This is a genomic window from Micromonospora sp. DT4, from assembly GCF_049841675.1.
In the GTDB taxonomy this organism is placed as follows: Bacteria; Actinomycetota; Actinomycetes; order Mycobacteriales; family Micromonosporaceae; genus Micromonospora.
The window spans coordinates 15,757-28,435 of record NZ_JBNCKT010000075.1 but is presented as its reverse complement, the minus strand read 5'-3'; the positions used below and the strand labels follow the sequence as shown (position 1 = coordinate 28,435).

Sequence of the window (12,679 nt, the reverse complement as noted above, 5' to 3'; positions counted from 1 at the left end):
AAAGCCGACGCGCGTCCCGCACCGTAACGCCCATACACCCCAAACGATCACAAACCATTTGGGTTACGGGTCAATAAGTGCCCTCACGGGCGTGTTCGGCCCCACCTTGAAGGCACCTGAGCGCTTGGTTACCTTGCCGTAGCAACCCCCTCAGGCAACAGTCGCCGCACCTGCCGCACCCGCTCGGTCGCAGCTTCCGGCGCTCATCAGAAATCGGGATTGGTACATGGCCGACCAGAATGTGCCACCACGTCGACCGCGGGACGACCGCGGCTGGGACGGACGCCAGCACCCCACCTCGGACACGTACGGCGACCCCAGCGCGTCCGGGTCGTACGGATACGATTCGCCCCACCCCTACCAGGGCGGCTACCCGGCGCAGGGCGACCCGCGCGAGCAGTACGTCGACGGGTACGCGTACAGCGCACAGCCCGCCCCCGCCGCGCGTGGACCGCAGTGGGTCGGCCCGGAGGGCATCGGCCGTCCCGCCCCGTCCCGCCCGGCCGGCGCCGGACTGCCCACTCTGGACGATGACGACCAGCCGGGCCGCAAGGTCGGCCGGCGCAAGGCGATGGCAGCCCTCGGTGGCACCGCCGCCGTCGTGGCCGGTGGCGCGGCGCTCGCCATGACCCCGCAATTCCGTGACCTCTTCGGTGACGAGGCGTCGGCCGACGCGACCGGCAGCACGGTGACCGACGGGACCGCGGCGCGACCCAGCGGCCAGCAGCCCAGCACGGTGCGTACCTACACCGAGCAGAACGAGAGCTACATGGGCTCGCGCGCCGGCGAGGCGCTGAAGAAGAACGCGCCGGCCGGTGGTCGTACCTTCTCCGGTCCGGCGGCGGCCGCGGCGGCGACCACGGTGACCGTCAAGACGGTGCTCGCCAAGGACCCGATTCTGCACCTGGCCCGGCGGGCCACGTTCGGGGCGACGCCCGCGGTGGTCGCCGACATCAAGAAGCAGGGCATCGACGCGTGGATCCGGGGGCAGCTCGACCCGGACAAGATCGAGCCGAGCAAGGCCGAGCTGAAGCTCGCCGAGCTGCCCACCCAGTCGCTCTCCGTGCAGCAGTTGCGTGACCAGCGGGACAAGCTCAACGACCAGGGCGCCCAGCCGGAGCGGGAGGTGGTCGACGCCACCCTGGCCCGGCAGATCTGGTCGAAGCGTCAGCTCTTCGAGGTGATGGTCGACTTCTGGAACGACTTCCTGCACGTCGCCGCCGACTTCGACGGCGGGGAGGTCTACCGGACCTCGTTCGACAAGGACGTCGTGCGCAAGCACGCGCTGGGCAGCTACCCGGAGATGCTGGTCGCGGCGAACAAGCACCCCGCGCTGCTGATCTACCTGAACCAGAAGGACTCCCGCAAGGACGCCATCAACGAGAACCTCGCCCGGGAGAACCTCGAGCTGTACTCGGTCGGCGTCGACGGCGGCTACAAGGAGGGTGACGTCCGGCAGGCCGCCATGCTCCAGACCGGCCGTGGCGTCAACGACAAGGGTCAGTACGTCCTGCGCGTCAACCAGCACTACATGGGCAAGGTGAAGATCCTCGGCTTCACCCACGCCAACACGTTCAGCATCAAGGACGTCAACAACCCGACGGCCAAGGAGATCGCCGCCGTGGACGCGGTGATCGACAAGTACATCACCTACATCGCGCTCCACCCCTCGACCGCGAAGTACGTGGCGCAGAGCCTCGCGACCCGGTTCGTCTCGGACACCCCGCCGAAGTCCCTCGTGGACCGGCTGGCCAAGACGTACAGCAGCAACAACGGCATGATCAAGCCGGTGTTGATGACGCTGTTCAGCTCGTCGGAGTTCTGGGCGGCGGTGGGCCAGAAGGTGCGCCGACCGATGGAGTACCTGGTCGCCACGTACCGCACCCTGGGCGTCTCGCCCGAGGCGTCGGCCAAGAACGACAACGGCGACAACAGGCGCACCCCGTTCGCCCGGGGCCTGCGGCAGATCCACGACAAGCTGCGCGAGCTGGGCCAGTACCCGATGGGTCAGCCCACCCCGGACGGCTACCCCGACGTCTACGTCGCGTGGACCTCGGCCGGCACGATGGTCAACGGCTGGAACGAGGCCGGCGAGATCGTGGCCGGCTACCGCACCGTCTTCACGTACACCGCGCCGGAGAAGCTGGTCAAGCCGCCGGCGACCGCCGGGGCGTACGTGGACGCGCTGTCCCTGCGGCTCGTGGGCCAGAAGCTGAGCACCCGGGAGAAGAACCTGATCCTCGGCGTGGCCGGTGTGGCGGCGACCGCCAAGGTCGACGCCACGTTCAACGGGGCCATCACCGCCGTCGCGCGGGCGATCCTCGCTTCCCCCCAGCACCACCTCCGGTGAGGCACCCGATGGAGAAGACTGTGTACAACTCTTTCCCCCTGCACCCCGAATGCCCCGACCTGCGGCGGCTGGCCGACAACCCGGCCGAGGCGCTGCTGCGTGCCGAGGCCGACCTCGTCGCCGCCGAGAACGCGGCCGAGGCCGACCGCTACCGCCGGCTGGAGGACCTGGAGGAGGCCCAGCAGGACGGGCGCGGCGTCACCCGACGGACATTCGTCGCCGGTGCCGCGGCCACCGCCACCGCCCTGGCCACCGCCCAGTTCGTCACCACCTCGGCGTCGTTCGCGGCGACCAAGACCGGCACGCTGATCCACGTCTTCCTGTACGGCGGACTGGACGGGCTGAGCCTGGTCGCGCCGGACAACGACCCGGTGCTCGCCAAGGCCCGGCCCGACCTGCTGCTCGGCAACGATTCGCTGGCCCTGAGCCGTGGCTTCAAGCTGACCGGCGCGTTCAAGCCGCTGGAGAGCTTCCTCAAGGCCGGCCAGTTGGGCTTCATCCCGGCGGTCTCCGACGAGCGGCTGTCCCGCAGCCACTTCCAGGCCGCGGACGCCTGCAACCTGGGCGGGCTGCCCAACGAGACCGGCGGCCGAGGCTGGCTCGACGGCCTGGTCGACAACCTTGGCAAGGGCACCGCGTTCCGCAGCGTCGGCATCGGCAGCACCCTGCCGCGCTCGCTGGTCGGCAACAACGGCGCGCTCTCGCTGAACAGCGTCGGCTCGCTGCGGCTCAACGGCGACGACAAGTTTCGGGCCGCCACCGAGAAGGCCATCAAGGGGCTCTTCACCGGGATCAACCACCCGGTCGAGGAGGCCGTGCAGGAGGGCATGGGCGCCCTCGCCACCGCGCAGAAGCTCGCCGCCAAGCCGTACCAGCCCGCCGCGGGCGTCAAGTACGAGGGCGTCGGCAACGCGTTCCAGCAGCTCGCCCAGCTCATCAAGGGCGGCGCCAACGTCCGGGTCGCCACCGTCGGCATGGGCGGCTACGACACCCACGAGAACCAGGGCACCCGCGAGGGCGGCCAGCTGTACCGCCGGCTGAACGAACTGGCCAGCGCGATGGCGGCGTTCTTCACCGACCTCGGTCCGCAGGCTGCCGACGTCACCGTCATGGTGTCCAGCGAGTTCGGCCGTCGGGTCGGCTCGAACACCGGCGGCACGGACCACGGCCACGGCGGCGTGGTCACCGTCCTCTCCGGCAAGAAGCTGGCCGGGTCGCTGCTCGGCACCTGGAACGGTCTGGACAAGCTGGACTCCGGTGACGTGCCGGAATACAACAACATGTTCAACGTGTACGGCTCGCTGGCGCAGGGTCGCTTCGGGCTCACCAACGCCGAGGTGCAGAAGGTGTTCCCGCGCATGAAGTACGCCCCGATGAAGCTGTACGCGTGACGTACCCGCACACCCACGCCGTCGGCCGCCGCACCGGGACCTCGTCCCGGCACGGCGGCCGGTCGGCTGCTCCCGTACCCCCGCAGGTCCCGGACCGGCGCGGACCCGGCGGCCGACGGCTGCTGGCTGTGCTGCTGCTGGTCGGGCTGCTGGCCAGCGTGCTGCCGTGGTGGTTGGGTACCCCCGCCGGCTCGCTGCGCAGCAGCGCGGTGACCCTCACCGCGGCCGGCCGGATCACCGGCCTGATCGCCGGCTACCTGCTGCTCGTGCAGGTGCTGATGATGAGTCGCCTGCCGGTGCTGGAGCGGTGGATCGGCGGCGAGCAGATCGGCCGCTGGCACCGTGACATCGGCGCGACGCTGCTGGTCGCCGTGCTGGCGCACCTGTCGCTGATCGTCGTCGGGTACGCCGACCTGCGCAACCACTCGGTGCTCGCCGAGGTGGGCACCCTGCTCGGCGACTACGAGGACATGCTCTCGGCCTTCGTCGCCGCGGGCATCATGGTGGTGATCGGGTTCAGCAGCGTCCGGACCATCCGTCGGGCGCTGCCCTACGAGCTGTGGCACCTGCTGCACCGGTCCAGCTATCTGGTGCTGCTGCTCGGCTACGGGCACCAGTTCACCCACGGCGCGCAGCTCTACAAGCCGGGCCCGGTACGCACCGGCTGGATCGCGCTTTACCTGCTGGTGGTCGCTGCGCTGCTCTGGGGACGGGTGATCGCGCCGCTGGCGTTCAACCTGCGCTATCGGCTGCGCGTCGCCGACGTGGTGGCGGAGAGCCCGGACACCATCTCGATCTACCTCACGGGCGAGCGGCTGGGCCGGCTCGCGATGCTCGGCGGGCAGTACTTCCGCTGGCGCTTCCTCACCCCCGGCAGCTGGTGGCAGTCGCATCCGTTCTCCGTCTCGGCCGCCGCGAACGGCCGCTGGCTGCGGCTCACCGTCAAGGTCGTCGGTCGGCACACCGCCGACCTGCGCGACCTCGACCCGGGTACCCGGGTGTGGGCCCAAGGCCCGTCGGGCACCTTCACCGCCGCGCACCGGCTGCGCGAACGTGCGCTGCTGATCGCCGGCGGCAGTGGCATCACGCCGATCCGGGCCATGCTGGAGGAGCTGCCGCCGGGCGCCGCCCTGATCTACCGGGCCCGTACGCCGGCCGACGTGCTGCTCAGCCGGGAGCTGGACTGGCTGGCCCAGGAACGCGACACGTCGATCTGGTACGTCATCGGCTCCCGCGACGACCCCGGCCCCCGCCAGCTCATGAGCCCCGACGGGCTGCGCCAACTGGTACCCGACGTGGCCCGGCGCGACGTCTACCTCTGCGGGCCGCCCGGGCTCGTCGAGCAGTCGGTGCGCGCGCTGCGCCGCGCCGGCATGCCCCGCCGGCAGATCCACCTGGCCACCTTCGAACTGTAGGAAGGCATCGCATGCGTCGCGCGTTGCTCGCGATCACCGGCCTGGCCGCCAGCACCACCGCCCTGGTGGTGTTCAAGGGCTCGCCGGGCACCACCCAGGTCGCCCAGAACCTGCCGACGGCGCAACCGGTCAACCCCAGCGGCCCGGTCGCCGACCCGGGCGTCGCGCCGGACGCCCCCGGTACCGACCCGGCCGAGGCGCCCCCGAAGCCGTCCGAGACCGCCGACGCGCCCGTGTCACCGAAGCCGGGCCGCACCACCGCCCGGCCGTCCGGCACGAAGACCACCGCGAAGGCCCCGACGGCGCCGAAGACCACCAAGGCGCCGCGGCCGACCACTCGCCGGGTGACTGGATCGGAAGAGAAGAACGAATACGGGTACGTGCAGGTGCAGATCGTGGTCTCCGGTAACAAGATCGTCGACGCGGTGACGTTGTCGCTGCCCAGTGGTGGCGAGTCCGACATCCACAGCGGCGACGTCCGCAGCGCCTACAACGGCAGCGGTGGCGAGGTGGTGAAGAAGCAGAGCGCGAACCTCAACACCGTCTCCGGCGCGACCGCCACCAGCAACGCGTACAAGACGTCGCTGCGGGCCGCGATCGAGCAGGCGTTCTGACGTGCCGGCCGCGACGACCCGGCCCGGGCTCCGCCGGGTCGAACAGATCATGGGTACGACGATCACCCTGGACCTCGCCGACGACCTGCCTCCGGCACGCCTGCGCGAGCTGGCCGACGACGTCGTCGCGTGGATGCACGAGGTGGACGCCCGGTTCAGCACGTACCGGGCGGACAGCGAGGTGTGCCGGTTCGACCGGGGCGAGGTGCTGCTCTCCGAGGCGTCGGGGGACCTGCGTTTCGTTCTGGAAGCCTGCGCCGACCTGTGGGGCGTCACCGACGGGTTCTTCGACGCGTACGCCACCGGCGGGCTCGACCCGTCGGGGTTCGTGAAGGGCTGGGCGGCGCAGGTCGCCTCGGACCGGCTCCTCGCCGCCGGCGCGGCCAACCACTGCGTCAACGCCGGCGGCGACGTCCGCGTACGGGGCTTCTCGCCAACTGGTGAGCCGTGGCGTATCGGTATCCGGCACCCGTGGGACGAGATGGCGACCTGCCTGGTGCTCGCCGGCACCGACCTGGCGGTGGCCACCTCCGGCGTCTACGAGCGGGGACGGCACGTCCTGGACCCTCGTCGGGGTGCGCCGGCCAGCGGACTGCGCTCGGTGACGGTGGTCGGCAGCGACCTGGGCGTCGCGGACGCCTACGCCACCGCCGCGCTGGCCATGGGGGCGGCCGGGATCGGCTGGCTGGACCGGCTCGCCGACCACACGTACGCGGTCGTCACCGACGACGCCCGCCAGTTCCACTCCGCCGCCCTCGCGCTGACGGTCTGACCGGCCCCTGTCTCCGCGATCTTGCAGTTTCGGCTGCCGATCCGCCCCTTGTGATGGGGAATGCCGCGACACAATGCGCAAGCTCGGCGGAGTGGCGCGGGGCGGCGCGGTCAGCGGAGGGGGCGGTGGGTGGTGGCGGGACGGGCGCCGGTGGGGCGGGGTCGCCCGGGGCGCGAGCCGGTCGGTCGGGTGCCGGCCCAGCGCTGCCGGGGCTGGCCGCGCCGGGGCGGCTCGGTGCCGCCGGGATACGGCGGCCGGTCGTGTGTGGACATCGTTCCCCCGTTCGTGACGCGCGTTCGCGCCGTCACCTGCTCAACGAGGACCGGCGGCCCGGCGACGCTGTCGGTCACCGGATCGGATCGTCGGCCGGCCCCGGGCTCACCTTCCCCGGCGGGGCAGCGGCAGGTGGCCGGGGAGCAGGTCGTGGGTGAGCGTCACCCCGCTGGCGCGCAGTGCTTCGATCACGGTGTTCTGCACCAGGTACGAGTCGGGGAGCTGCCAGCGGGCCTGCTCCGGGGCGACGGCCCAGCGGACGGTCCCCTCGGGCAGTCGGGTCGGCGGTGCGGGGATCCACGAGCCCGGGCCGTGCCGGACCACGTGGAAGCAGTGCTCCAACTCCGGCCGCAGCGGGTCGCCGGGCCGCACCAGGAACATCCACCGGCCGGTGGGGGTGACCAGCACGGGCCCGCGTACGCCGGTGCCGGCCGGGTGGGTCTGCACGGCGTCGAGCACGTTCCGGCCGAGGTGCGCCGGCACCTCCAGCACGTCGAAGGTCCGCCCGGTGGGCAGCAGGACGCCGTGTGGGCGCGTCCGCCACCAGGTGGACACCCGGGCCGGGTCGGTGGTGGCGGCCAACTCCCAGTTCTCCAGCGCCGGGTGGCAGCCCACCGTGGGGCAGCCGGCCCGACCGCACACGAACCGGCTGCGGGCGAGGCATGCGCCGGGCGTCACCTCCCACCCGTGTACGGCGTACCGGATGGCGACCCGGCGCAGCCGGACGCGTTCCAGCGGCGACAGTTCGGCGACGCGTGGTCCGACGTTCCCCCACATGTGTGCCATCTCCCCTCGGTCGGGCCCGGCGGACGCCAGGTCGCAGTTCGAGCGCCGTCACTGCCGTAACCCACGATCGTTGAGGTTGACGAACGGCTCGTGCAACTTGCACGAAAAGTACGAGGACTGGCTGTCCGGCTGACGTACAGGCTGTGCGACCAGCGAATACTGCAAGACGAACGACTGATCGCCGCACCCGCGGACATCGCCCCGCCCGATCGGCGGCGGCAGGGGGAGGGACGGGGAGATGGACGAGCTACCCATTGGACGGCGAGTGGCCTACTGGCGGGGGCGGCGCAAGATGTCGCAGCAGGTCTTCGCCGACCGCCTGGGCAAGTCGAAGAGTTGGGTCGACAAGGTCGAGCGGGGCGTCCGCCGGCTGGACAAGTTCTCGGTCCTCTACGAGATCGCCGACATCCTCCAGATGGACGTGCAACTGCTGCTGGGCCGGGACCCGGAGCGGCGTACCGACGCGCTGAACTGCATCGACCAGGTCGAGGTGCAGGAGATCCGGGCAGCCCTGGAACGGTACGACTCGATGAGCGCGTACTTCGACGCCGTGCCGTGCCCGCCGCCGCTGGACGACATGCGCAAGGCCGTCAACCACGCCTGGCTCACCTACCAGTACGGCCGCTACGGGATGCTCACCCGCGCACTGCCGAAGCTGCTGCGTGACGCGCAGGCGGCCGACGCCGCCTACGGCGGGGCGCAGGCGCCGGAGGCCGCGCACCTGCTCGGGCAGGTCTACCAGATCGCGTCCTCGGTGCTGCGCAAGCTCGGCGAGTTCGAGCTGGCCTGGCTGGCCGCCGACCGGTCGATGGCGGTGGCCCAGCGCGCCGACGACCCGCTGCTGGCCGGCATCGCCACCACGCGCGTCTGCAACGCCCTCGTCGCCATGGGCCGGGCCCGGCCGGCGCTGGAGCTGAACGTCCAGATCGCCAACCGGCTGGCCCCCGGCGGCAGCAACGACGTCTCGCCGGCCCGGCTGTCCGTCTACGGGATGCTGCTGTTGCAGGGCGCGATGGCCGCGTCCCGCATCGGCGACTCGGCAAGCGTCGACGACCTGATCAACTGTGCGCAGGAGGCCGCCACGCTGCTCGGCGGCGACCACAACCACTACTGGACCTCGTTCGGCCCGACGAACGTCGAGCTGCACCGGGCCGCCGCCGCCGTCGAGCTGGGCGACGGAGGCCGCGCGGTGGAGGTCCACCAACTCCGCATCGCCGAGCCCGACTTCAACGCGCTGCTGCCCGAGCGCCGGGCCCACCACCTGCTCGACATCGCCCGCGGGTACGCCCAGATCGGCGACGTGGCCAACGCCGGCGAGATGCTGCTGCTCGGTGACCGGCTCGCGCCGTCGGAGATCCGCTGCCGGCCGATCGCCCACGAGGTGATGTCCGACATCCTTCGTCGCACACGGGGTGCGCCGCCTTCTCCGGTAGCGGAGTTGGCTGAGCAGATGGGAGTAGGGGTATGAGCGCGGAGCCGGTGTGACGACCGGCGCACCACACACCAGTGAGCACCGCGCGGTGCTCTACGTCATCGCCTGCGGTTCACCGCTCGCCCGTCACGTCGGTCGCCTGGTCGAGTTGGCCCAGGCCGACAACTGGGACGTCTGCGTGGTCACCACGCCGGACGGCGCGAAGTTCGTCGACCAGGCGGCCCTGGTGCGGCAGACCGGCCACCCGGTGCGGACGCACTACAAGAATCCCGGTGACCCGGACGTGCTGCCGCCGGCCGACGCCATGGTCGTCTGCCCGGCGACCGTGAACACGGTCAACAAGTGGGCGGCGGGTATCGCCGACACCCTCGCGCTCGGCCTCCTCGTCGAGGCGCAGGGCAAGGGCGTCCCGATCGTCGCGGTGCCGTACACCAACGTCGCGATGGCCGCCCACCCGGCGTTCCGGGCCGGCGTGGCCCGGCTGGCCGAGTGGGGGATCACGGTGCTCTTCGGTGACCACGTGGTCGCCCTGCACCCACCCGGGACGGGCGAGCAGCACATGCACGCCTTCCCCTGGCAGATGCCGCTGGCTGCGCTGCGGACCGTCGCGTACCGCGCCGCCTGAGCCCGCCCGCCGTACGCGGCCGGGCCGGGTGTCACCGTCCGGCGGCCTCCGCGCCGGTAAGCTGGCCCGCCGTGAGCACAAGCCGATCCGCGCCCACGGTGAGCGACGTGGTGGCCGAGTTGGAGCGCCGCTATCCGCCGGCCTGGGCCGAGGAGTGGGACCGCGTCGGCCTGGTGCTCGGCGAGCCGACCGCCCCGGTACGCCGGGTGCTCTGCGTGGTCGACGTGGTGCCCGAGACGGTCGCCGAGGCGCTGGCCGCCGAGGCCGACATGATCGTCGCGCATCATCCGCTGCTGCTGCGAGGGGTCTCCTCGGTCGCGGCGACGACCGTCAAGGGCCGGATCGTCCACCAGTTGATCCGGGCCGGCGTGGCCCTCTACGTGGCGCACACCAACGCGGACGTGGCGTCCCCGGGCGTCTCCGACGCTCTCGCCGCCCGGTTCGGCCTGACCGATCTGCGCCCACTGCAACGGCCCGCGACCGGCTCCCCGGCACACGGTGACGACCGGGGCATCGGCCGGATCGGCGAGCTGCCCCACCCCATGACCCTCGCCGAGCTGACCCGGCACGCCACCGCCGTGCTCCCCGTCACGTCATGGGGAGTTCGCGCCGCGGGGGATCCCGGGCGTATGGTTCGTACCCTCGCCGTCAGCGGTGGGTCGGGGGACAGCTTCCTCGGCACCGCGACCGCCGCCGGGGTGGACGCGTTTCTCACCTCCGACCTGCGGCACCACCCGGCCAGCGAGCATGTCGCCGCCGATGGTCCCGCCCTGATCGACGCCGCCCACTGGGCGACCGAACGACCGTGGCTGGACGACCTGGCCGCCCTCCTGAAGGAGGCGCCGGGCGTCGAGACGCTGGTGTCCGACCTGGACACCGACCCGTGGACCGTGCACGCCGCCGCACCCGTTGTGGACGACAAGGAGCCCGACCGTGAAGGCTGACCCCCAGGTCCAGCGCCGCCTGCTCGACCTTCAGGCGATCGACACCAACCTCGCCCAGCTCGCGCACCGCCGCCGGTCGCTGCCGGAGCGGGCCGAGCTGGAGGCGCTGGCCCGGGCGCTGTCGTCGCTGGAGGACGAGCGGGTACGCGCCCAGGTGGCGGTCGACGACCTGGACCGGGACATCGCCCGCCTGGAGAAGGACGTCGAGCAGGTCCGGGCCCGCAAGGAGAAGGACCAGAACCGGCTCGCCGCCGGCAGCGGCCCGGCCCGGGAGCTGGAGGCGCTCCAACACGAGCTGGCCTCTCTCAACCGGCGTCAGGGTGACCTGGAGGACGCCGAGCTGGAGTTGATGGAGCAGCGGGAAACCGCCCAGGGCGTACTGGACGGCGTGGAGCAGCGGCTGGCCGACACCCGGGAGAAGCGGGCCGCCACCGAGCAGCGTCGCGACGACGCGCTGGCCGAGATCGCCAAGGAGGAGGAGTTCAAGCGGGGCGCCCGGCAGCCGCTCGCGGCCGACCTCCCGGCCGAGCTGGTCACCCTCTACGACAAGATCCGCGAGGACACCGGGCTGGGCGCGGCGCTGCTCACCGCCGGCCGCTGCGGCGGCTGCCGGCTGGAACTCTCCGGCGCCGACCTGGCCCGCATCCGCAAGGCGGCGCCGGACGACGTGGTCCGCTGCGAGGACTGCCGACGGATCATGGTCCGTACCAACGAGTCGGGCCTGTAGGTCGTGGCACCGCGCGTGGTCGTCGTCGAAGCCGACGGCGGGTCCCGGGGCAACCCCGGGCCGGCCGGCTACGGCGCGGTGGTGCGCGACCCGGAGACCGGCGAGGTGCTCGCCGAGCGCTCCGAGTCGTTGGGTACGGCGACCAACAACGTCGCCGAGTACCAGGGTCTGATCGCCGGGCTGCGGGCCGCCGCCGAGCTGGCCGCCGCCGAGGTGGACGTCCGGATGGACTCCAAGCTGGTCGTCGAGCAGATGAGCGGCCGGTGGCAGATCAAGCACCCCGGTCTGCGCCCGCTCGCCGCCCAGGCGGCCGCGCTGGTGGGCCGCTTCGGCGCGGTCCGCTTCACCTGGATCCCCCGCGAACAGAACCGACACGCCGACGCGCTCGCCAACGCCGCGATGGACGCCGCCGCCGGCCGGCCCAGCGCGCCGGCGTCCCTCGGCGCGCCGGCCTCGGCCAGCGCGCCAGCCGGGGGCACGGCGACGGGCAGCGACCCGGCGACCGCCCCGGCCTCCTGGGAACCCCGGCCGAGCTTCACGGCCACCCGGCTGATCCTCGTGCGGCACGGCGAGACCGCGTACACCGAGCAGGGCCGCTACTCCGGCCGCGGCGACGTGCCGCTCTCCGAGCGCGGCCGGGCCCAGGCCGCCGCCACCGGCGCGCGCGTGGCCGCGCTGGCCCCGTCCGTCGCGGCCGTGCTCAGCTCACCCCTGTCCCGGTGTACGGCCACCGCGGCGGCGATCGTCGAGGCGATCGGTGACGTGCCGGTCCGCACCGAGGCCGACCTGATCGAGTGCGACTTCGGGCAGTGGGAGGGACGCACCTTCGCCGAGGTACGGCAGCAGTGGCCGGGGGAGATGGACGCCTGGCTCGCGTCGGCGCGGATCGCCCCGCCGGGCGGCGAGTCGTTCACCCAGGTGGCCGAACGTGTGCGCCGCGTCGTCGACGCGCTGCCCACGGCGTACCCCGGGGAGACCGTGGTGGTCGTCTCGCACGTCTCGCCGATCAAGCTGGCGCTGCGCGACGCCCTCGCCGCCACCGACGCCTTCCTGCACCGGCTCTTCCTGGACGCGGCCGGCATCTCGGTGCTCGACCTGTGGCCCGACGGCGGCATCGCGGTCCGCACGGTCAACGACACCGCGCACCTTCCCACCGCCTGAGCAGCGCGCCCGCGTCGTTCGGCGCAGCCGGGACGCCGTTCGGCGCAGAGCCGTCCGCGCGCTGATCGTGACGGCGGTCACAGAGTCGTAGCCTCCGGCCGGGCCCGGGTGGGCCGGGCCCGGGTGGGCCGGGCCCGGGTGGGCCGGGCCCGGGTGGGCCGGGCCCGGGTGGGCCGGGCCCGGGTGGGG

At 72.5% G+C, this 12,679-nt stretch carries 11 protein-coding genes; 10 read left to right on the top strand and 1 reads right to left on the bottom strand.

Going from position 1 to position 12,679, the window contains the following annotated elements:
- Positions 1-226 precede the first annotated feature (226 nt).
- The 5 genes from ACLQ24_RS20250 to ACLQ24_RS20230 are packed head-to-tail and all read left to right on the top strand — an operon-like array spanning position 227 to position 6,542.
- Positions 227-2,350 (top strand): DUF1800 family protein, encoded by a 2,124-nt coding sequence (locus ACLQ24_RS20250; RefSeq protein WP_425893275.1) that lies wholly within the window; start codon positions 227-229, stop codon positions 2,348-2,350.
- A gap of 8 nt (positions 2,351-2,358) precedes the next feature.
- On the top strand, positions 2,359-3,741 hold the full coding sequence (locus ACLQ24_RS20245) for a DUF1501 domain-containing protein (RefSeq protein ID WP_425893274.1): 1,383 nt from the start codon (positions 2,359-2,361) through the stop codon (positions 3,739-3,741).
- Entirely contained in the window at positions 3,738-5,156 is a 1,419-nt protein-coding gene (locus ACLQ24_RS20240) for a ferredoxin reductase family protein (protein WP_425893273.1), read from the top strand. The genes ACLQ24_RS20245 and ACLQ24_RS20240 overlap by 4 nt, the downstream gene beginning before the upstream one ends.
- 11 nt (positions 5,157-5,167) lie before the next feature.
- Complete coding sequence (locus ACLQ24_RS20235) at positions 5,168-5,770, top strand: FMN-binding protein (RefSeq protein ID WP_425893272.1); 603 nt, start codon at positions 5,168-5,170, stop codon at positions 5,768-5,770.
- 49 nt (positions 5,771-5,819) lie between these two features.
- The gene (locus tag ACLQ24_RS20230) at positions 5,820-6,542 is read left to right on the top strand and encodes an FAD:protein FMN transferase (protein WP_425893277.1); all 723 of its coding nucleotides are present in this window, start codon (positions 5,820-5,822) and stop codon (positions 6,540-6,542) included.
- Positions 6,543-6,920: 378 nt separating this feature from the next.
- Here ACLQ24_RS20230 and ACLQ24_RS20225 read toward each other — a convergent pair whose 3' ends face one another.
- Positions 6,921-7,592 carry a bifunctional DNA primase/polymerase gene (locus tag ACLQ24_RS20225; RefSeq protein ID WP_425893271.1) on the bottom strand — a complete coding sequence of 224 codons (672 nt, stop codon included), beginning with the start codon at positions 7,590-7,592 and terminating at the stop codon, positions 6,921-6,923.
- Positions 7,593-7,839: 247 nt separating this feature from the next.
- On the opposite strand from ACLQ24_RS20225, the gene ACLQ24_RS20220 reads away from it, so the two are divergent.
- The 5 genes from ACLQ24_RS20220 to ACLQ24_RS20200 all read left to right on the top strand — a co-directional run bounded on the left by ACLQ24_RS20220 (position 7,840) and on the right by ACLQ24_RS20200 (position 12,490).
- Positions 7,840-9,069, top strand: coding sequence for a helix-turn-helix domain-containing protein (locus ACLQ24_RS20220; RefSeq protein WP_425893270.1), 1,230 nt, complete (start codon positions 7,840-7,842; stop codon positions 9,067-9,069).
- A 13-nt stretch (positions 9,070-9,082) separates the two neighbouring features.
- Positions 9,083-9,658 (top strand): flavoprotein, encoded by a 576-nt coding sequence (locus ACLQ24_RS20215; RefSeq protein WP_425893269.1) that lies wholly within the window; start codon positions 9,083-9,085, stop codon positions 9,656-9,658.
- Between the two features lie 107 nt (positions 9,659-9,765).
- Positions 9,766-10,602, top strand: coding sequence for a Nif3-like dinuclear metal center hexameric protein (locus tag ACLQ24_RS20210; RefSeq protein ID WP_425893276.1), 837 nt, complete (start codon positions 9,766-9,768; stop codon positions 10,600-10,602).
- Positions 10,592-11,329: a zinc ribbon domain-containing protein gene (locus ACLQ24_RS20205; RefSeq protein ID WP_425893268.1), complete on the top strand. Its 738-nt coding sequence runs from the start codon at positions 10,592-10,594 to the stop codon at positions 11,327-11,329. Before ACLQ24_RS20210 ends, ACLQ24_RS20205 begins: the two co-directional genes overlap by 11 nt.
- A gap of 3 nt (positions 11,330-11,332) precedes the next feature.
- Positions 11,333-12,490: a bifunctional RNase H/acid phosphatase gene (locus ACLQ24_RS20200; protein WP_425893267.1), complete on the top strand. Its 1,158-nt coding sequence runs from the start codon at positions 11,333-11,335 to the stop codon at positions 12,488-12,490.
- Positions 12,491-12,679 lie beyond the last annotated feature (189 nt).